Source organism: Ruegeria sp. H9 (genome assembly GCF_056532915.1).
The window spans coordinates 1,069,917-1,087,869 of the sequence record NZ_JBQFNX010000001.1 but is presented as its reverse complement, the minus strand read 5'-3'; the positions used below and the strand labels follow the sequence as shown (position 1 = coordinate 1,087,869).

Here is a 17,953-nt window from a genome sequence, read left to right as displayed (position 1 = left end):
AAAAAGCCTCTGGACACTGCCTGTGGCAAGTCATAGAAGGCCTCCACCCAATGGCAAACGCCATTCCCGTGCCCGGGTAGCTCAGGGGTAGAGCAGTGGATTGAAAATCCTCGTGTCGGTGGTTCGATTCCGCCCCCGGGCACCATTCCCAACAGGTAAACTTCTGTTTCCCTTCAGCTTTAACCGGAGCTGATCAAGGGCGTAGTACATGCTGGAGAACAAAACCGTTCCCTTCTCATTTGTGAATGCAGAGGTCTTCTACTTCACACGACGGGTCCCGAAGAACCTCGATCACCACTAGCTGCAGAGAAGTGTTGCTTTCCGGCGGTCTCCGAGCGACTCAATGCGATGGCTGAACTCGTAAGGCTGGGGATTCCCGTCTCGGCGAGGCTGCAGCCGCTTGTACCGGACAACGAAGAAGACGCGGCAAAACTAATTCGCGGATTCGCTGATTGTGGTGCGAAACACGTTTCGGTCGAGTAATTGAAACTGCCTATCGAAAAAATGCTTCGCAGTCAAAAGTGTTGGAAAGAGTTCTTCCGAGCGCCCGAAAAGACTACCAATCACGGCAAGCGGATCGCGCAGGTAGGGAGTATGTGCTACCGCCTGAGCACAAGATTGAAGGCCACGAGTATCTATCAACAACCGCCAAGAAACATGGATTAATCTATGGCTATGCCGATAACGAGTTTTTGCTTCGCAACCCCTTTCGCTCTTGCTTTAATGGTGCAGATTTGTTCCTGAGGGGCTCTGGGTCGCTAACATCACGCATTTCATTGTGGTCAAGATAGCCATAGCTCAGCCCAAAACTCAGATCCTCAGCACCTATTCCTACCGAAAATTGAAGGCATGATCTGCACCTCTCAGACCTAGTTATCACCCATACGTCGATCCATGTCATGCCTATTGCTTCACCAACGCAGGTCCATCTAGCGCGGGGGACGATCTAAATACTGAAGATTATTAGTGCGATCAATTTACACCTTTAACCGCAGAATAAAGTCGGCGAAATTTCATCAACCGTTCGGAAAGTGCAGTCATTTCAGTGGGTTCAAACCTTTCGGTTGTGGGCGGCTGATATGCCAAATCAGCTTTCGTCAACGCGCCGAGACCACACGCCGCCAGCCGGGATGCGCCATATGCCGGACCGGAATCCGCCCCATCAGATCGTACAATGGGTTTTCCAATCACCGTTGCGATCAAACCAAGCAACAATTCTGATCGGCTGCCGCCTCCTATGGCGGCCAATTCGGGCAGGTCGTCAATTGTGTCACCAAAACTGAGCGCTGCATCGGCAAAGCTAAACGCAATTGCCTCAACTACAGAGCGGCAGATGTCAGCACGTGTTGTTGAATCCTCCAGTCCAAAGAAACTGGCCCGAATACGTGGGTCTCCGTGCGGGCTGCGTTCACCCGTCAGATAGGGCAGAAAAATCGGAACGCGATCACCGTTGACCGTTTCAGCAAGCGCGACAACTTCGGTAGAAGTCAGCCCCAACTGATCCCCAATCCATGAAATGGGCCTTGCCCCGTTCAGCATCGCAGCCATTTGATACCAACGATCGGGCAGCGTGTGTGCAAAAGCATGAACATAGCTTTCAGGGTTAGGCTTATAACTTCGATTAGCCGCAAATAGCTGACCGGATGTCCCAAGTGAGATGAACCCACGCCCTGGCTCGGTAGCACCCAATGACACCGCCCCTGTTGCCGCGTCCCCTCCTCCGGTCACGACGGGAATACCGGGTTTCAGCCTTGTCTCTGCCGCAGCACGTGCGGTCACTTTCCCAACAACCGTTTGACCGTCGAATACTGGCGGTAACCAGTCGGGCTTTACAAATGTGGCTTCGGTGACAGCGGCATTCCATTTGCGCAACGCCTGATCAAGCCACATTGTTCCGGCCGCATCGGACGTATCGGTTGCCAATTCTCCATGCAGACATAAGCCGATATAGTCTTTGAGCAGCAGGATATGGGCAAGTCGACCGTAATGTTCGGGCTCATGTTGTCTAAGCCATGCAATCTTAGGTGCGGTAAAGCCTGGCAAGGGCAGGACACCCGCAATCTGTCCAATCTGTGGTTCGACCGCACGCAGTTCATCACACTCGCGTGCTGATCTGCTGTCATTCCAAAGGATCGCCGGGCGGATCGGACGCAGATCGCAGTCCAGCAAAACGGCACCATGCATTTGACCGGACAATCCGACGGCCTTGATTTCGGACAACTCAATTCGGCCCACAAGTTGGTTCAAAGCGTCTACTGTCGCCTTCCACCAAAGGTCCGGGTGCTGCTCAGACCAGCCGGGTTGGGGTGAAGATGTCTGTATCCCCACCGAAGATGTCGCGAGAATCCGGTCCCTATCCGCGTACGCAAGCTTGACAGTCGAAGTTCCGATATCGATCCCGAGATACATTCAAACCCCTCGCCCAATTCGACTACTCGGAGACCGTCTGGCTATTGATTTTTTAGCGCGCGCAAAGAATATGTAAAGATACGATAAGATCAAGGCGGCTATGATCCGCAGGCAGACTAGCATGACCAAGATTAAGAACATGGAAGAGTTCGCAGCCCTCAGCGGCATTTCGCGGCCCACAGTATCCAAATATTTCCATGATCCCGAAAGTGTTCGCCCGACGACAAGGGCGCGCATCGAAGAAGCGCTCGAACGGTTTGATTACCGCCCTAACATTTATGCGGTGAACCAGAACCGAAAGCTGACCAAGAATATCGGCATCGTCGTACCCTATTTGTCTGACCCTTTCTTTGCAGAAATCGCACGGTATCTGGAACAATCCTGCATCGCGGCGGGCTATCGACCGTCTCTCTTCAGCTCACATGGCGAGCAAAAGCTCGAGAACGAAATTCTGGACGGCCTGCAATCCCTGAAACCCGCCGGAGTTTTGCTAGCCCCTTTGGGGCGTATCTCGGACCGATCCGCGATCGAGAAATTCTGTGCCAACGTGCCAACGGTCTTGTTTGACAGTAACCTGGATGGTTTGGGGGCTGCCTTTGTTGGATCGGACAATTTCAGTTTTGTGTCACAAACGGTCGAATACATGACCCGCACGGGCGAACCGCCATCTTTCTTTGAAATGCGTACGCCTGCGAATCCGAACGCCAACAAACGTCGAAAAGCTTATGTTGAGGTGATGGAGCGTCTCGGGTTTGAGCCTCATATCATCAAAGTCGACGGCATAGGCTGGGCATTTGAAGAAATCGGTCACCGGGGCGCGTTGAAAGTTCTGGACGAGCGTCAATTGAGGACGAATTCAGTTCTATGCAGCAATGACCGACTGGCAATTGGCTTTCTTGCGGCCTGTTACGAACAGGGGATTCGGGTCGGACGCAAGAACGATTGCACGCTGCGCGTGGCCTCAAATGACGATCATCCGTTCGCAAAATTCACCTGCCCTTCTCTGACCACAGCTGCGCATGACTACGACAACGTAGCCGGAAGAAGTGTCGAAACGCTGTTCGAACTCATTGAAAACGGGGGAGAATTTGAGGCGCGAACAGAAACCCTTTTCCCTGCGCGGCTCGTATTAAGGAATTCGGCATAGCTCGATAATTTTAACGCGCGTAAAGTTTTTATTGACGGCGCGACAATTTACACTCTACGCTCTCTGCACGACATCCAAGCTCAGGGAGGACAGGGATGTATCTGAAGCACGCACTTCGCGCGGCGACTGCATTGACATTCGTCGCTACGGCCGCAGCCCACGCGCAATCCATCACGATCGCCACCGTGAATAATGGCGACATGATCCGGATGCAGGGCTATACTGACAAATTCACCGAAGCGACCGGTATCGACGTCGAATGGGTAACGCTGGAAGAGAACGTGCTGCGTCAGCGCGTCACCACCGACATCACGACCAAGGGCGGTCAGTTCGACATCATGACCATCGGCATGTACGAGACGCCCATCTGGGGCGCGAATGGCTGGTTGGTTCCGCTGGATGGTTTGTCCGAAGACTACGATGTCGGGGACATTCTGCCCGCAATGGCGGGGGGCCTAAGCCATGAAGGGACGCTGTACGCAGCGCCATTCTATGGTGAAAGCTCGATGATCATGTACCGCACTGACCTGATGGAACAGGCCGGCCTTGAAATGCCCGACGCGCCGACCTGGCAATTCATCCGCGAAGCTGCCGCTGCGATGACGGATCGGGACAATGACATCAACGGCATCTGCCTACGTGGCAAGGCTGGTTGGGGTGAAGGCGGCGCCTTTATCACCGTGACAGGCAATTCCTTCGGCGCACGCTGGTTTGACGAGGATTGGAAGCCCCAGTTCGATCAGCCGGAATGGAAAGAAGCGCTCACTTTCTTCGTCGACATGATGAATGAATCTGGCCCGGCGGGCTTCGCCACCAATGGGTTCAATGAAAACCTGTCGCTGTTCCAGCAGGGCAAGTGTGGCATGTGGATCGACGCAACCGTCGCGGCGTCCTTCGTGACCAACCCTGACGACTCGACAGTGGCAGACAAGGTTGGTTTTGCACTGGCACCGAACTCGGAAGGCGTAGATAAACGCGCCAATTGGTTGTGGGCCTGGGCGCTAGCGATCCCAGCGGGCACGCAGCAAGAGGACGCGGCAAAGCAATTCATCGAATGGGCGACCTCGAAAGACTACATTGAGTTGGTGGCCGAAAATGAAGGCTGGGCCAATGTGCCGCCGGGCGCGCGAACCTCGCTCTATGAGAACCCGAACTACAAGGAAGTTCCCTTTGCGAACATGACCTTAGAGTCGATCCTGATGGCCGATCCACAGAATTGCTGCGCACAGCCGACGCCATACACGGGTATCCAGTTCGTCGCGATCCCCGAGTTTGCCGGTATCGCTACGCAAGTAAGTCAGGAGTTCTCGGCAGTTTATGCCGGACAGCAGTCAGTGGACGAAGCACTCGCCAAAGCGCAGGCCTTCACCACCGAAGAAATGGAAGCCGCAGGCTACTGAGGCATCCCTCCCCGGCGGGCGGGCAGAGGTCTGCCCCCCGCTCTACCCTTCCACAACTCGCGTTTTTCTCGCAGGCTTTGGTTATGCCTGAACAGAGAGGGTTTGCGTCATGGCAACTCAACATTCCCGATCCGTCGCGCGCCTGATGATGGCACCCGCAGTGGTCCTGCTACTTGGCTGGATGCTCGTGCCCCTGACGATGACGCTGTATTTTTCCTTCAAGAAGTATCTGCCCCTTCGCGGTGGCGACTTGGGCTGGGTCGGGTTCGACAACTATGTCCGGTTCGTCTCGTCCAGCTCCTTCTGGCCCGCGGTGCAAGCGACGTTGATGATCGTAGGCGGCGTCTTGGTGATCACCGTAATTCTAGGCATTCTACTAGCGATGCTGCTGGATCAACCCATGTGGGGTCAGGGCGTTGTCCGTATCCTCGTGATCGCTCCCTTCTTTGTCATGCCCACGGTGTCTGCGTTGGTGTGGAAGAACATGTTCATGGATCCTGTGAATGGGTTGCTGGCCCATCTATGGCGCTTTTTCGGGGCCGAGCCGATCTCATGGCTATCCGAGGCCTCGATGACTTCGATCATCATGATCGTCTCATGGCAGTGGCTACCCTTCGCGACACTGATCCTGCTGACCGCAATTCAGTCACTGGACAGTGAACAGCTGGAAGCAGCCGAAATGGATGGTGCGCCAGTCCTGAAACGCTTTTATCACATCGTCCTGCCACATCTGAGCCGCGCGATAACCATCGTGATCCTGATCCAGACGATCTTTCTTCTGTCGATCTTCGCCGAAATCTTCGTGACCACCGGCGGCGCCTTCGGCACCCGAACCCTCACCTACCTGATATTCCAGCGCGTGCTGGAAAGCCAGAATGTCGGCCTTGGATCAGCCGGAGGTGTCTACGCCATCATCCTTGCCAATATCGTTGCCATCTTCCTGATGCGCATCGTCGGCAAAAACCTGGACGCGTGAGGAGGAACGACCATGGCCCGCGCCGTCACATCCCGTCGTAAATCGCTGAACACCGCCCTTGCCTGGGCCGTTGGTCTGCTGATCTTTTTCCCGATCCTCTGGACGATCCTGACCAGCTTCAAAACCGAGGCTCAGGCGATCGCCAGCCCACCGCTGTTCCTGAACTTCGATTGGACGCTCGAGAACTATGCAATCGTACAGGAACGCTCGGATTACATGCGGTTCCTGTGGAATTCGGTGATCATCGCAGGTGGATCAACCATTCTGGGCGTGATCATCGCAGTGCCCGCAGCATGGGCCATGGCCTTCGTGCCGTCCAAGCGTACCAAGGACATCCTGCTGTGGATGCTGTCCACCAAGATGCTGCCCGCGGTGGGTGTTCTCTACCCGATCTATCTGCTGTTCATCCGGTTGGGTCTACTGGACACGCGCGGAGGGCTGGTCGTGGTGCTGATGCTGATCAACCTGCCGATCATCGTCTGGATGCTTTACACCTATTTCCGTGAAATCCCCGGTGAGATTCTGGAAGCCGCCCGGATGGATGGTGCCACGCTGAAAGAAGAAATCCTCTATGTGTTGACACCCATGGCCGTGCCCGGCATCGCCTCGACCGTGCTACTGAACTTCATTCTTGCCTGGAACGAGGCATTCTGGACGCTCAACCTGACTGCCGTTGACGCAGCGCCGCTTACCGCATTCATCGCCAGCTATTCCAGCCCCGAAGGCCTGTTCTTCGCCAAGCTCAGCGCGGCATCGACCATGGCGATCGCACCAATCCTCATCCTTGGCTGGTTCAGCCAGAAACAACTTGTCCGCGGCCTGACTTTCGGCGCTGTGAAATAAGGAAGACGACTATGGGACGTATCCAACTCAAGTCAGTGACCAAAAGCTTCGGTGACGTAGAGGTCATTCCACCACTAGATTTGACTATCGAGGACGGTGAATTCACCGTCTTCGTCGGGCCCTCTGGTTGTGGCAAGTCCACGCTGTTGCGGCTCATTGCTGGGCTAGAGGACATCACTTCGGGCTCCATCGACATTGATGGCGCGGATGCAACCGACGTACCGCCCGCCAAACGTGGTCTGGCAATGGTGTTCCAGTCTTATGCTTTGTACCCGCATATGAGTGTGCGCAAGAACATCGCCTTTCCCTTGCGTATGGCCAAGCTGGATCAGGCCGAAATCGACAAGCGAGTCGAAGGCGCGGCAAGCGTCCTGAACCTGAGCGATTATCTCGACCGCCGCCCGGGACAGCTTTCCGGTGGGCAACGCCAGCGCGTTGCCATTGGTCGCGCCATTGTTCGTGAGCCCGCGGCATTCCTGTTCGACGAGCCCCTTTCAAACCTAGACGCGGCGCTGCGCGTCGGCATGCGGCTAGAGATCAGCGAACTGCACGAACGTCTGGCGACAACGATGATTTACGTGACGCACGATCAGGTTGAAGCCATGACAATGGCCGACAAGATCGTCGTGCTTCAGGCCGGTGTGATCGAACAGGTCGGCAGCCCGCTTGAATTATATCGGACGCCGCGCAACTTGTTTGTTGCAGGGTTCATCGGCTCGCCCAAAATGAACTTCATCGAAGGACCAGAGGCGGCGAAACACGGTGCACAAACAATCGGTATTCGCCCGGAACACATCGCGGTTTCGGAAACTGAAGGTGAATGGTCCGGGATCGTCAGCGTTTCAGAACACTTGGGATCGGACACCTTTTTTCACGTCCACGAGACCGGCCTGGCCGAAACCATTACCGTCCGCGCAGATGGTGAGGTCGGCTTCCGCCATGGGGATCGAATTCACCTGACACCGCGTGCAGATGTCATCCATCGGTTTGACGCGAAAGGCTTGCGGATCGAATGACACGCTTGGCAGGCAAAACCGCCCTGATCACCGGGGCTGCGCGAGGCATCGGATTGGCCTTTGCCAAAGCTTATGTTGCAGAAGGCGCGCGTGTTGCCATCGCCGACATCGACATCCAGCGTGCGAAAGACGCCGCCGCAGAATTGGGTCAGGTTGCATTCGCCATCGAGATGGACGTGACAAACCAACAAAGCATAGATGAGGCCGTCGCAAGAGCCGCTACACATTTCGGCCCTATCGACATTCTGATCAACAATGCGGCAATCTTCACCGCCGCCCCAATCGTTGAGATTGAGCGGGAAGACTACAACCGCGTTTTTGACATCAACGTCTCGGGTGCTTTGTTCACGATGCAAGCGGTCGCCCGGCACATGATCGAGCACGGGACCAAAGGTCGGATCATCAACATGGCATCTCAGGCTGGGCGAAGGGGGGAACCTTTGGTCGCAGTTTACTGCGCCAGCAAGGCGGCGATCATATCGCTGACCCAATCGGCAGGGCTGAACCTGATCGCTCATGGGATCAACGTGAACGCAATTGCTCCGGGTGTTGTTGATGGCGAGCATTGGGACGGCGTTGATGCGTTCTTTGCAAAACATGAAGATAAACCGCTCGGCCAAAAGAAACGCGAAGTGGCGGCAGCTGTTCCCTATGGGCGGATGGGTCGCGCAGAGGATCTGACCGGGATGGCGGTGTTTCTGGCCTCTGACGAAGCCAGGTACATTGTCGCCCAGACATATAACGTCGATGGCGGAAACTGGATGAGCTGATGAACCCTGTGGCAAACGCAAATCCTGCAGTACATCTAAGGCGAGATAACCTTTCAAACCTGCCGACAACTGTCAGGACCCCATCTTACAGGTGCTCGGACCTGACGCCCGGCATTGTCCATATCGGTCTCGGGAATTTTCACCGCGCGCATCAGGCTTGGTATATCCACCAGTTGATGCAGCAAGGTCAGGCCCACGACTGGGCAATCATCGGAGCCGGTTTGCGAAGCTACGATTCCGAGATGCGAGGGCGTCTGCTGGCGCAGGACTGCTTGACGACATTGATCGAACTGGACCCGAAAGGGATGTCCGCCGAGGTAATTGGTCCGATGATCGATTATCTTCCGGTCGAGGCCGGCAATGCAGCGTTGATCCGCAAGATGTCCGAGCCTTCCATCAAGATTGTGTCTCTGACAGTGACCGAAGGTGGATATTACCGAGATGCCAACACGGGTGCCCTCGACACAGATCACCAAGAAATTCTTCATGATGCAGCAAATCCAAACCAGCCGCGCACGGCCTTCGGTGCGATCATTGCGGCGCTCAAGCAGCGCAGGGCGCAGGGCATCAAACCCTTCACCGCGCTGAGCTGCGATAACCTTTCGGATAATGGCGTTATCCTGAGGAACTGCGTTGTCGGTCTAGCACGCCTGTCTGACCCTGCTCTGGCCGACTGGATAGACCAGAACGGCGCATTCCCCAATTCAATGGTGGATTGCATCGTGCCTGCTACAACAGACCAAGTGATATCACAATGCCACGCACTTGGCGTCGATGACCAAGCACCCGTATCGCACGAGAACTATCGCCAATGGGTGATCGAGGACGATTTCTGCGCCGGGCGCCCACCCCTTGAACAGGTTGGCGTCACGCTGACCCGTGATGTCCAAAGCTATGAGACGATGAAACTGCGCATTTTGAACGGCGGTCACCAGTTGCTTGCTAATGTCGGCGAAATACTTAATGTCCCGACAATTTCGGATTGCATGCAGGACCGGGATATCCTGGCGTTTTTCAGAAAGGTCCAAGAAGAAGAAATTCTGCCTCATGTCGCAGCCGTCCCCGGAGCGACTGCAAATGAATACCTTGAGCAGGTTGAGACGCGATTTGCAAATACGGCCATTCACGACACGACGCGCCGGGTTGCTTTCGATGGATCGGCGCGACACCCCGGGTTCTTGCTGCCGTCACTTCGTGATGCACTTGCGGCAGGCTCTTCCATAAGCGGGCTCGCGCTGGCCGAAGCTTTCTGGTGCCGGATGTGTGCAGGATACCGTGAAGATGGCTCCGAAATCGCCCCCAATGACCCCCAATGGGAGAGTCTACAGAAAGCTTCGCTGGCTTCCAAAGACGATCCAGAACTCTGGGTCGGCCAGCAACACTATAGCGATGCTTGCGCCCTCGGCGCAGGCTTTCCCAGAGCTTTTGCCTTCTGGCTAACTACGATCTGGAAACACGGCAGTCGGGCAGCTATCGCGGAATATATCAATCGCAGTTGAGCCCTTTTCTGAACGCGCTTTGCAGAGCAGGGTCAGTCGCCGATACGAATATCGAGCGACACAGTATTCAGCCATCCGGCCTTAGCGAAGCCGTTGATTTTGATACGACCCCAATACCCACTACGCGCAAGTTTTGCGATTTTCGCCTATAAGTTCTTCCATCATGTCCACGCATCCGAGAAGTTGTCATCGAATTTAAGCGCAAACCAAGTCGGCGGAGAGCCCTTAAAGGATCAAAATGAGCGACGCCTCATTTAACGCACAGGTCGTGTAGCGGCCCTTCATTCGTGTTATCAATTGTGTCAACCAGAGGATTGGTTGCTTTTTTCGACAATAGTTGCCCGCTTAGACGAGACACTGCTTAAACTAAAAATCAGAATTACTTCGCTTTGCGTCGATGAATAAAGTAGTCAACAAGTGCGAGACCAGAACATCAGCCCAACCTTCTATTTGCTTCGTCACGGCGAGACCGAATGGAACTCCCAAAAACGGAGGCAAGGACGTCGGGACTCGCCCCTGACCGACCGAGGCATTCGTCAAGCATTGGCAAACGCAAGTAAACTACGAAGCCGCCTTTCTTTCGATCATTCGCTTTCAATATTTTCGAGCCCGCTCGGCCGAGCTGCACAGACAGCATCAATCGTGATCAAGGAACTAGGTCTGCCGCCAGAAATCATCGAGTACGAGACCAGTTTGGTGGAATGCAGTTTCGGGCAATGGGAAGGATTGACTGAAAAAGAGATCACTCGACAGTTTCCCAAGGAATGGGAAGCGCGATGCTCTGATCGCTGGAATTATCCACCCCCGGGTGGAGAGTCCTATGCTGACGTGCACAATCGTGTTTCCTCATGGTATTCGAGCAGCTCGTTCGAAGGAACAGTGATAATTGTTGGCCACGGATTAACATCCCGCGTGTTTCGAGGAATCTTCCTGGGCCTATCCGCACAAGAGGTATTTGAATTGAACGAACCTCAAGACGGCTTCATCAGGTTGCAAGACGGACATTCAGCCTACATTGAACACTAAAGCTTCGTTGATTGGGCATTTGTCCCGAGTATCCGGTTTTCCGTTGGTTGCAGGTCCAAATTATTATCTCGATGAAGCGGGGGATATCGGCTCATTCACCGCAAATTCAATACGACACTGAGTTTTCACAAACTGCGCCCCTGTAGTTGAATGCGCCACTTCAAGGATAGATTTGTTTTTCTCGGTATGTTTTTTTGTTAGTGTAACACACTGTTCACGCCGACCTCTCCAAGCGAAGCAATTTCTGCTGCACACGGATCTTAATCGCATCCATTGGCCAGCCTTTCGGCATGATCCAATGCGGCTACCTAACAATTGCACGGTGCTTTAGACGATGGTTCTTTTGCAAATTTAGGCTAGTTGATGTGTCTGATCCTTCCCAACTGCAACTGAAAAGAACATGAACGGCGTCAGCTTTTGTGGCGCGGTGCTCACCGGCAATCGACACTCCACCTCACGCCCAAATCCGACAGATGCCTTTGAACCCGCCCAGGATAATCAGATACAATTGCATCCACGCGCAGGTCGATCATTCTGCCTATTTCTTCGTGCGAATTGACCGTCCATACGGCAACACATAGGCCCAGTTCTTTTGCGCGCGCCACATTTTCAGCCGTTACATCCGTGTAGTATGGGCACCAAAGCGAACCGCCAGCTTGCTTGACCAAATTTGGAATTTCATCACGACGACCACGAAAGTCAGGGCAAACCGCTTTCGAGGAATCCTCACCAACATCCGCCGCGTTTTCCGGAAGCTGCGTCAGGTAGGAAGACGGCATGTCAGGAGCCTGCCGCTGACACTCCTCCAACAGGTTCCAATCAAAACTGTGGAGCACCGCGCGCGAAGACAATCCTTTGTCACGTACTTCTTGAAGAACCCGCCCGACAAATTTCTTCCTATAAAGCGCATCGTGAGCCAAATCCGGATCCGACTTCAGTTCGAGCATCAGATAGGCATCGCCGTATTTTGGATCATCAACCAGATCCAGCAAATCCTGCAACTTTGGAACACGGATGCCATCCAGTTGAGCCTGGTCCGGAAACCGTTGGCCATAAGACGAATGACCATCCAACCGCCCGATGTCAAATTGCTGGATTTGCTCGAACGTCAATGACGAGACCTTCGGCTCTTCTCCGGTCAGAAACAGGCCATTTGCGTCACGAAAGCTGGGAGCGTGCAGCCGATGGTTGTGGGTTATGACCGGTACGTCATCGGCCGTCAGGACAACATCAAACTCAAGCAGCGGGACGCCGATAGAGAGCAAAAAGTCAAAGCCAATCATACTGTTTTCGGGCAGCACACCCCGCGCACCTCGATGCCCCACAACCCGGATCAGGTTTTTGCCACCACGAAAGGCTTCAACCTGTGGAAAGACCATCAGCCTTCCAACCTCTTGCCGGATGAATGGTCAAACAGATGCATGTGCTCTGAGGCAACTGAGAACCGCATGCTCGGATGCCGGCCTTCGATTGGGTGGACACCCGGAAGACTAATCGTAATCGCGTCGCCTGCATCCGTGAGCTGGCCATGCAATAAGGTGTTTGCGCCTAGCGGTTCCGCCATCTGAATAGCGGCTTCCAACGGACCATTGTCGTCCAGAAACAGATGCTCTGGTCGGATTCCAAGCTTTAGTGGGGTATCAGGCCCCGTGGATGGGCCAATCTCTAAGCCCCCTATCTTAACCGTTCCGTTTTCACGCTGAGCATCAAAGATATTCATTGCAGGGCTACCAATAAACTGAGCCGCGAAAAGGGTTCCTGGTGTTTCATATACCTCCAATGGCGTCCCAATCTGCTCAGCGATGCCTCCGTTCATCACGATCATCCTGTCTGCCATCGTCATCGCTTCGACCTGATCGTGAGTCACGTAAAGCGATGTAATTCCAAGCTTTTCCTGAAGCTCGCGAATTTCTAAACGCATCTGAACACGCAGCTTGGCATCAAGATTTGAGAGTGGTTCATCAAACAGGAAAACCGCCGGCTCGCGAACAATTGCCCGCCCCATTGCCACCCTTTGGCGTTGACCGCCTGAAAGCTGCCGGGGTTTGCGGTCCAACAAAGCTTCCAGCTGCAACAGTTTGGCGGCCTCGGTCACCTTCTGGTCAATCTGGTTTTTTGGAAGCCCCGCGATTTTTAGCCCATACCCCATGTTCTGGCGCACCGACATATGTGGGTAGAGCGCATAATTCTGGAAAACCATCGCGATATCGCGATCCATCGGCTCTTTGTCGTTGGCTCGTTCTTCTCCAATCCGGATTTCACCGGACGTTACGGTTTCAAGGCCCGCAACCATTCGCAAAAGCGTGGATTTTCCGCAGCCCGAAGGGCCAACAATCACAATGAATTCACCGTCCGCAATATCTATGTCGATGCCATGGATAACGTCCGTCGGGCCAAAGCTCTTTTTGACATTCTCTAAGTTTACTGTTGCCATTTCTTATTTCTCGCTATCGACAAGGCCGCGGACAAAGAGCTTTTGCATAGACACCACTACGATGACCGGCGGGATCATTGCCAAAATCGAAGTGGCCATGATGACCGGCCATTCAGCTACGTCGTCGCCGGATGGGAACATCTGTTTGATACCCATCACGATGGTGTTCATTTCAGGATCGGTAGTGATGAGCAGCGGCCAGAGATATTGATTCCACCCGTAGATAAAAAGGATCACGAATAGCGCCGCGATATTCGTTCGGCTCATGGGGACCACGATATCAATGAAGAACCGCATCGGGCGGGCACCATCGACGCGTGCAGCTTCGGCCAGTTCATCCGGGATCGTCAGAAAGAACTGCCGGAACAGGAACGTTGCCGTGGCCGAGGCGATTAAGGGGAAGATCAGCCCATAGTAGCTGTTGAGCATGCCGAACCCGGCGACAACTTCGAACGTCGGCACAATACGAACCTCGACCGGAAGCATCAGCGTCAGGAAGATCAGCCAAAAGAATGTCGTTCGCCCGGGAAAACGGAAATAGACGATCGCAAAAGCTGACAGCAGCGAAATTATGATCTTGCCCACTGCGATTCCGATGGCCATCACAAGACTGTTGAACAACATTGTGGCGACTGGAACGTTCACGCCGGAGAACAGAGCGGCCTTATAGTTTTCCCAGAATTGATCGCCGGGAAGAATGGGCATGGGCGGCGAAACGATTTCCGGCTGGGTCACAGTCGATGCCACGAACGCCAGCCAGATCGGGAAAAATATGATTAAGACGCCAAGGATCATCATGGCATGGGTCAACCAGATCCCCATGCCACGTTTTTCGACCATTCCGTGTTGTTGGGCTGCCATCAGTAGTGCACCCTTTTTTCCACGTATTTGAATTGGATGACGGTCAGCAGACCAACGACAATAAGCAGGATAACGGACTGAGCGGAGGACGAACCGAGATCTTGTCCAACGAACCCATCCGAGAAGACTTTGTAAACTAGAATGGTCGTCGCCTGCTGTGGGCCACCGCCAGTGATCGTGTGGATGACGCCAAAGGTCTCAAAGAATGCGTAGACAACATTCACCACCAACAGGAAGAACGCGGTTGGTGACAAAAGCGGCAGCACGATTGTGAAGAACCGGCGCCAGAAGCGCGCGCCGTCAATTGCCGCAGCCTCGATCACCGATCTTGGGACCGACTGCAGCGCTGCGAAGAAGAACAAGAAGTTATAGCTGATACGCCCCCAGGCTGAGGCTAGAACCACCAGGCCCATGGCCTCGGTGCCGTTCAGAACGTGGTTCCAGTCATAACCAAGCTGGCCGAGGTACCACGACACGACACCAACGCGTGTGTTGAACATGAACAGCCACAGCACGCCTGCAACCGCGGGGGCAACGGCATAGGGCCAGATCAGCAGCGTCCGGTAAACACCCGATCCTTTGATCAGGCGGTCCGCTATGACCGCCAGAAACAACGCCGGGATCATTGAACACAGTGTTACGAGCGTTGAAAACACCGCCGTCGTCACGAAAGAAGCACGGTAGAATTTATCGCTCAGCAGGAATTCAAAGTTACCCAATCCAACAAATTGGGACGACAGCCCAAATGGGTCAGGAATGAACAGGGACTGCCACACCGCCTGCCCGGCCGGATAGAAGAAGAAGACAGCGGAGATGATGACCTGCGGGGCAATCAGCGCCAATGGCAGAAGCCAGCCGCGAAAGGTGACGCGTTTTTCCATCCCGATAAACCACCGAATAAAGAAGATGCGGGCCCGAAACAGGCCCGCATCAAATTAGGACTTATTGATTGGCAGACTCGAACCGGCGCAGCAGGGCATCGCCGCGTTCTTTCGCACTGTCCATTGCTTCCTGAGCGGTCTTTTCACCGGACCAGACAGCCTCGAGCTCTTCGTCGATTATGCCGCGAATCTGGTCAAACGACCCCAGACGCAGACCCTTCGAATTCGCAGTCGGCTCTTTGGCGGTCATCTGTATGACAGCAATGTCAGTACCTGGGTTTTCTTCATAGAAACCAGCATTTCGGGTCGCGACGCCAGCTTCGGCGGTGATTGGAAGATACCCTGTGTTCTGATGCCAGTTCGCCTGAACGTCCGAAGACGAAAGGAAGCTCAGGAATTCACCGACACCTTTGTATTCTTCAGGATCGTGACCCTCCATCACCCAAAGCGAAGCGCCACCAATAATGGTGTTTTGCGGCTCGCTTACGACCGCCTCCCAATAGGGCAATGGGCGCACGTCGAATTCGAACTCAGCCTCAGAGCTAATGCCGGCATAACCTGCCGAACTTTCGGTGAATAGTGCGCATTCACCTGCCCGGAAGTTCGCGCCACCTTCGTTTCTGCGGCCGGTATAAATGAATTTGCCATCTTTTGCCCAGTCACCCATCGCGGTCAGGTGTGCTACCTGCGTCGGTCCGTTCAACATCAGCTCGGTGTCAAGACCGGCAAATCCATTGTCCTTCGATGCGAATGGGACGTCGTGATAGGCCGAAAGGTTCTCAAGGTGGATCCAGCTTTGCCAAGCAGTGACCAGCGGACAGTCTTCACCCCCAGCCTTAAGCTGGTCAAGAACGTCACCAACCTTTTCCCAGGTCGACAAATCCGTGTCAGGGTCAACACCCGCCGCTTCCATAGCATCGCGATTGACCCAGAGAACGGGTGTGGACGAGTTGAAGGGCAGCGACAGCATGTCCCCGTCAGTGGTCGTATAGTAGCCTTTGACGGCACCAATGTAGGCATCAGGATCGAATGATGCACCGCTTTCAGCCATCACTTCATACACGGGTTTGATAGCCCCTTCGGCCGACATCATCGTTGCCGTGCCTACTTCGAAAACCATCAGGATATGTGGTTGTTCACCTGCTCGGAAAGCAGCAATACCCGCATTCAAGGTTTCCGAATAGTTGCCTTTATGGCTTTCTACTACAGTGAACTCATCTTGGCTGGCATTGAACTCTTCAACCTGAGCCTTCACAAGATCGCCTAGTCGACCGGTGAAGGCATGCCAGAACTGAATTTCGGTTTGCGCCATAGCCGCCACCGGCGACAGAGCAGTTGTTAAGGCGAGAGCGCCTAGAAAATTCTTTTTCATGATTCCTCCCATGCATCAGGGGTTGATGCTTCGTTGAATACCGACCGCAACGCGTAATCAGCACACATGACGATTTCACGACGTTAACGTTACAATTTTATAATTCAAGCATTTAATTTTTGAGAAAAACATAACATTACATTATAAACCAACCAGGGAAACAACGAACCAGGTTCAAAATATGAGTCAAACTTTGCGGATCCGGCAATTGGAAGCGCTCATGGCCGTTTCCACCAATGGGTCGGTCACTGCTGCGGCAACGGATCTTGGGATAAGTCAGCCCGCAGTCAGCAGACTGCTTTCTGATTTGGAAAAATCACTTGGCTTTCAGCTTTTTGATCGCCGCGAAGGTCGCTTGGTGCCCTCGCAGGAGGTACGATATCTGCAACCCAGCGTAGAGCGCGTTCTGGAATTGATGAAGCAAATCTCGGATGTCAGTCAGGACATCACACAGCGCAAAGCGGGTCACATCCGCGTCGCTTGCTTACCGGGGTTCGCCACAAGTCATCTTCCCGATGTCGTCGCCAAGTTTTTGCAGGATCGGCCCGGCGTCACCCTGACGATTGAACCAGACCGACCGGAACGGATTCTCGAGTGGATGATAGGTGAGCAGTATGATTTCGGGATCACTGACAGCTTTAACGGTCACCCGGCCGTTGAAAGCAGAAACATCAATGTCCGCACAGTTTGTGTGTTTCCCACCGGACATGAATTGGAAAGCCTCTCTGAGGTGACACCAGCGGATATTACAGATGCTAAAATTATCCATACACGACGCGACAGCGACTTTTTTGTGCGGCTTTCCAAAGCGTTTCAGAGCGCCAACGTAGAGTTGAATTCCCACATCGAAGTCAGGCAGTTCACCGCAGCTTGTGAGTTGGCACTAAAAGGTGTCGGAGTTTCCGTGGTAAGCGAGTTGGACGCCGTCCAGTATTCAACGCGTGGATTGTGCTATAGGCCCTTCAAGCCATTGCTTCCACATACACTATCGCTTGTGCGCCCAATATTGAAACAACCGTCACTGGTGACACTCGAATTCATCGAACAGTTTCAAGAAAGCTTAAAACCGTTCAAAGCCCAATGAGCCCGTCAAAAAACTACGGCACATGAAAGAGCCTTTGCGCTGCCGACAAATCACCTACCCATCTCTGCATAAGAAACATCAGAGTTTTGAGACCTCTGGGCATCATCCGGATCCAGCGCCAAAGCGATACACACCATTCAGCCATGATCAGTGAAACAGCCATAAATTTCGCAAAGGAGCATCAATTGCAAGCTTCCTAATCCTTGCTCGCCAAAATCCATTTGACCGCGCAAAT

At 53.9% G+C, this 17,953-nt stretch carries 16 protein-coding genes, 1 tRNA gene and 1 pseudogene; 12 read left to right on the top strand and 6 right to left on the bottom strand.

Translation table 11 applies throughout. The annotated features are described in order from the left end of the window. Nucleotides 1-70 precede the first annotated feature (70 nt). A tRNA-Phe gene (locus tag ACR0CZ_RS05080) sits at nt 71-145 on the top strand. A gap of 203 nt (nt 146-348) precedes the next feature. Next, nucleotides 349-483, top strand: coding sequence for a hypothetical protein (locus ACR0CZ_RS05075; RefSeq protein ID WP_480537039.1), 135 nt, complete (start codon nt 349-351; stop codon nt 481-483). A gap of 489 nt (nt 484-972) precedes the next feature. Here ACR0CZ_RS05075 and xylB read toward each other — a convergent pair whose 3' ends face one another. Then, complete coding sequence (xylB, locus tag ACR0CZ_RS05070; RefSeq protein ID WP_170465160.1) at nt 973-2,409, bottom strand: xylulokinase; 1,437 nt, start codon at nt 2,407-2,409, stop codon at nt 973-975. Between the two features lie 121 nt (nt 2,410-2,530). Between xylB and ACR0CZ_RS05065 the strand changes: the two genes are divergently transcribed. The 8 genes from ACR0CZ_RS05065 to ACR0CZ_RS05030 all read left to right on the top strand — a co-directional run bounded on the left by ACR0CZ_RS05065 (nt 2,531) and on the right by ACR0CZ_RS05030 (nt 11,086). After that, entirely contained in the window at nt 2,531-3,556 is a 1,026-nt protein-coding gene (locus tag ACR0CZ_RS05065; RefSeq protein ID WP_170392704.1) for a LacI family DNA-binding transcriptional regulator, read from the top strand. A 95-nt stretch (nt 3,557-3,651) separates the two neighbouring features. Further along, nucleotides 3,652-4,956: an ABC transporter substrate-binding protein gene (locus ACR0CZ_RS05060; RefSeq protein ID WP_170392705.1), complete on the top strand. Its 1,305-nt coding sequence runs from the start codon at nt 3,652-3,654 to the stop codon at nt 4,954-4,956. Nucleotides 4,957-5,065: 109 nt separating this feature from the next. After that, a complete protein-coding gene (locus tag ACR0CZ_RS05055; RefSeq protein WP_170392706.1) occupies nt 5,066-5,932 on the top strand; it encodes a carbohydrate ABC transporter permease in 867 nt (288 codons plus the stop codon). 12 nt (nt 5,933-5,944) lie between these two features. Beyond that, nucleotides 5,945-6,775: a carbohydrate ABC transporter permease gene (locus ACR0CZ_RS05050; protein ID WP_010443328.1), complete on the top strand. Its 831-nt coding sequence runs from the start codon at nt 5,945-5,947 to the stop codon at nt 6,773-6,775. An 11-nt stretch (nt 6,776-6,786) separates the two neighbouring features. Further along, the gene (locus ACR0CZ_RS05045; RefSeq protein ID WP_170392707.1) at nt 6,787-7,791 is read left to right on the top strand and encodes an ABC transporter ATP-binding protein; all 1,005 of its coding nucleotides are present in this window, start codon (nt 6,787-6,789) and stop codon (nt 7,789-7,791) included. Further along, complete coding sequence (locus ACR0CZ_RS05040) at nt 7,788-8,561, top strand: L-iditol 2-dehydrogenase (protein ID WP_170392708.1); 774 nt, start codon at nt 7,788-7,790, stop codon at nt 8,559-8,561. The genes ACR0CZ_RS05045 and ACR0CZ_RS05040 overlap by 4 nt, the downstream gene beginning before the upstream one ends. Continuing rightward, nucleotides 8,561-10,060 (top strand): mannitol dehydrogenase family protein, encoded by a 1,500-nt coding sequence (locus ACR0CZ_RS05035; protein ID WP_480537040.1) that lies wholly within the window; start codon nt 8,561-8,563, stop codon nt 10,058-10,060. The genes ACR0CZ_RS05040 and ACR0CZ_RS05035 overlap by 1 nt, the downstream gene beginning before the upstream one ends. Nucleotides 10,061-10,477: 417 nt before the next feature. Next, the gene (locus tag ACR0CZ_RS05030) at nt 10,478-11,086 is read left to right on the top strand and encodes a histidine phosphatase family protein (protein ID WP_170392710.1); all 609 of its coding nucleotides are present in this window, start codon (nt 10,478-10,480) and stop codon (nt 11,084-11,086) included. 431 nt (nt 11,087-11,517) lie between these two features. Here the strand turns inward: ACR0CZ_RS05030 and ACR0CZ_RS05025 are convergent, their stop codons facing one another. From ACR0CZ_RS05025 to ugpB, 5 genes are all read right to left on the bottom strand, one after another. After that, entirely contained in the window at nt 11,518-12,465 is a 948-nt protein-coding gene (locus ACR0CZ_RS05025; RefSeq protein WP_480503632.1) for a glycerophosphodiester phosphodiesterase family protein, read from the bottom strand. Further along, nucleotides 12,465-13,520: a sn-glycerol-3-phosphate ABC transporter ATP-binding protein UgpC gene (gene ugpC / locus ACR0CZ_RS05020; protein ID WP_170392711.1), complete on the bottom strand. Its 1,056-nt coding sequence runs from the start codon at nt 13,518-13,520 to the stop codon at nt 12,465-12,467. Before ugpC ends, ACR0CZ_RS05025 begins: the two co-directional genes overlap by 1 nt. Before the next feature lie 3 nt (nt 13,521-13,523). Then, nucleotides 13,524-14,360 (bottom strand): sn-glycerol-3-phosphate ABC transporter permease UgpE, encoded by an 837-nt coding sequence (ugpE, locus tag ACR0CZ_RS05015; protein WP_170392936.1) that lies wholly within the window; start codon nt 14,358-14,360, stop codon nt 13,524-13,526. 20 nt (nt 14,361-14,380) lie between these two features. Further along, nucleotides 14,381-15,262, bottom strand: coding sequence for a sn-glycerol-3-phosphate ABC transporter permease UgpA (gene ugpA / locus ACR0CZ_RS05010; RefSeq protein ID WP_170392712.1), 882 nt, complete (start codon nt 15,260-15,262; stop codon nt 14,381-14,383). Between the two features lie 61 nt (nt 15,263-15,323). Continuing rightward, a complete protein-coding gene (gene ugpB / locus ACR0CZ_RS05005; protein WP_170392713.1) occupies nt 15,324-16,634 on the bottom strand; it encodes a sn-glycerol-3-phosphate ABC transporter substrate-binding protein UgpB in 1,311 nt (436 codons plus the stop codon). A 181-nt stretch (nt 16,635-16,815) separates the two neighbouring features. Here ugpB and ACR0CZ_RS05000 point away from each other — a divergent pair. Both ACR0CZ_RS05000 and ACR0CZ_RS04995 read left to right on the top strand, forming a co-directional pair. Further along, a pseudogene (locus ACR0CZ_RS05000) lies at nt 16,816-16,992 on the top strand (helix-turn-helix domain-containing protein); the annotation flags it as partial. 57 nt (nt 16,993-17,049) lie between these two features. After that, entirely contained in the window at nt 17,050-17,718 is a 669-nt protein-coding gene (locus ACR0CZ_RS04995) for a LysR substrate-binding domain-containing protein (RefSeq protein WP_480537080.1), read from the top strand. Nucleotides 17,719-17,953: the final 235 nt, after the last annotated feature.

Bases quoted from the DNA above. Each gene is read 5' to 3' on its own strand.
- ACR0CZ_RS05075 (WP_480537039.1), top strand. From the start codon at position 349: ATGGCTGAACTCGTAAGGCTGGGGATTCCCGTCTCGGCGAGGCTGCAG.
- xylB (WP_170465160.1), bottom strand. From the start codon at position 2,409: ATGTATCTCGGGATCGATATCGGAACTTCGACTGTCAAGCTTGCGTAC.
- ACR0CZ_RS05045 (WP_170392707.1), top strand. From the start codon at position 6,787: ATGGGACGTATCCAACTCAAGTCAGTGACCAAAAGCTTCGGTGACGTA.
- ACR0CZ_RS05050 (WP_010443328.1), top strand. From the start codon at position 5,945: ATGGCCCGCGCCGTCACATCCCGTCGTAAATCGCTGAACACCGCCCTT.
- ACR0CZ_RS05025 (WP_480503632.1), bottom strand. From the start codon at position 12,465: ATGGTCTTTCCACAGGTTGAAGCCTTTCGTGGTGGCAAAAACCTGATC.
- ACR0CZ_RS05055 (WP_170392706.1), top strand. From the start codon at position 5,066: ATGGCAACTCAACATTCCCGATCCGTCGCGCGCCTGATGATGGCACCC.
- ugpC (WP_170392711.1), bottom strand. From the start codon at position 13,520: ATGGCAACAGTAAACTTAGAGAATGTCAAAAAGAGCTTTGGCCCGACG.
- ugpA (WP_170392712.1), bottom strand. From the start codon at position 15,262: ATGGAAAAACGCGTCACCTTTCGCGGCTGGCTTCTGCCATTGGCGCTG.
- ACR0CZ_RS05065 (WP_170392704.1), top strand. From the start codon at position 2,531: ATGACCAAGATTAAGAACATGGAAGAGTTCGCAGCCCTCAGCGGCATT.
- ACR0CZ_RS05035 (WP_480537040.1), top strand. From the start codon at position 8,561: ATGAACCCTGTGGCAAACGCAAATCCTGCAGTACATCTAAGGCGAGAT.
- ACR0CZ_RS04995 (WP_480537080.1), top strand. From the start codon at position 17,050: ATGAAGCAAATCTCGGATGTCAGTCAGGACATCACACAGCGCAAAGCG.
- ACR0CZ_RS05040 (WP_170392708.1), top strand. From the start codon at position 7,788: ATGACACGCTTGGCAGGCAAAACCGCCCTGATCACCGGGGCTGCGCGA.
- ugpE (WP_170392936.1), bottom strand. From the start codon at position 14,360: ATGGTCGAAAAACGTGGCATGGGGATCTGGTTGACCCATGCCATGATG.
- ugpB (WP_170392713.1), bottom strand. From the start codon at position 16,634: ATGAAAAAGAATTTTCTAGGCGCTCTCGCCTTAACAACTGCTCTGTCG.
- ACR0CZ_RS05060 (WP_170392705.1), top strand. From the start codon at position 3,652: ATGTATCTGAAGCACGCACTTCGCGCGGCGACTGCATTGACATTCGTC.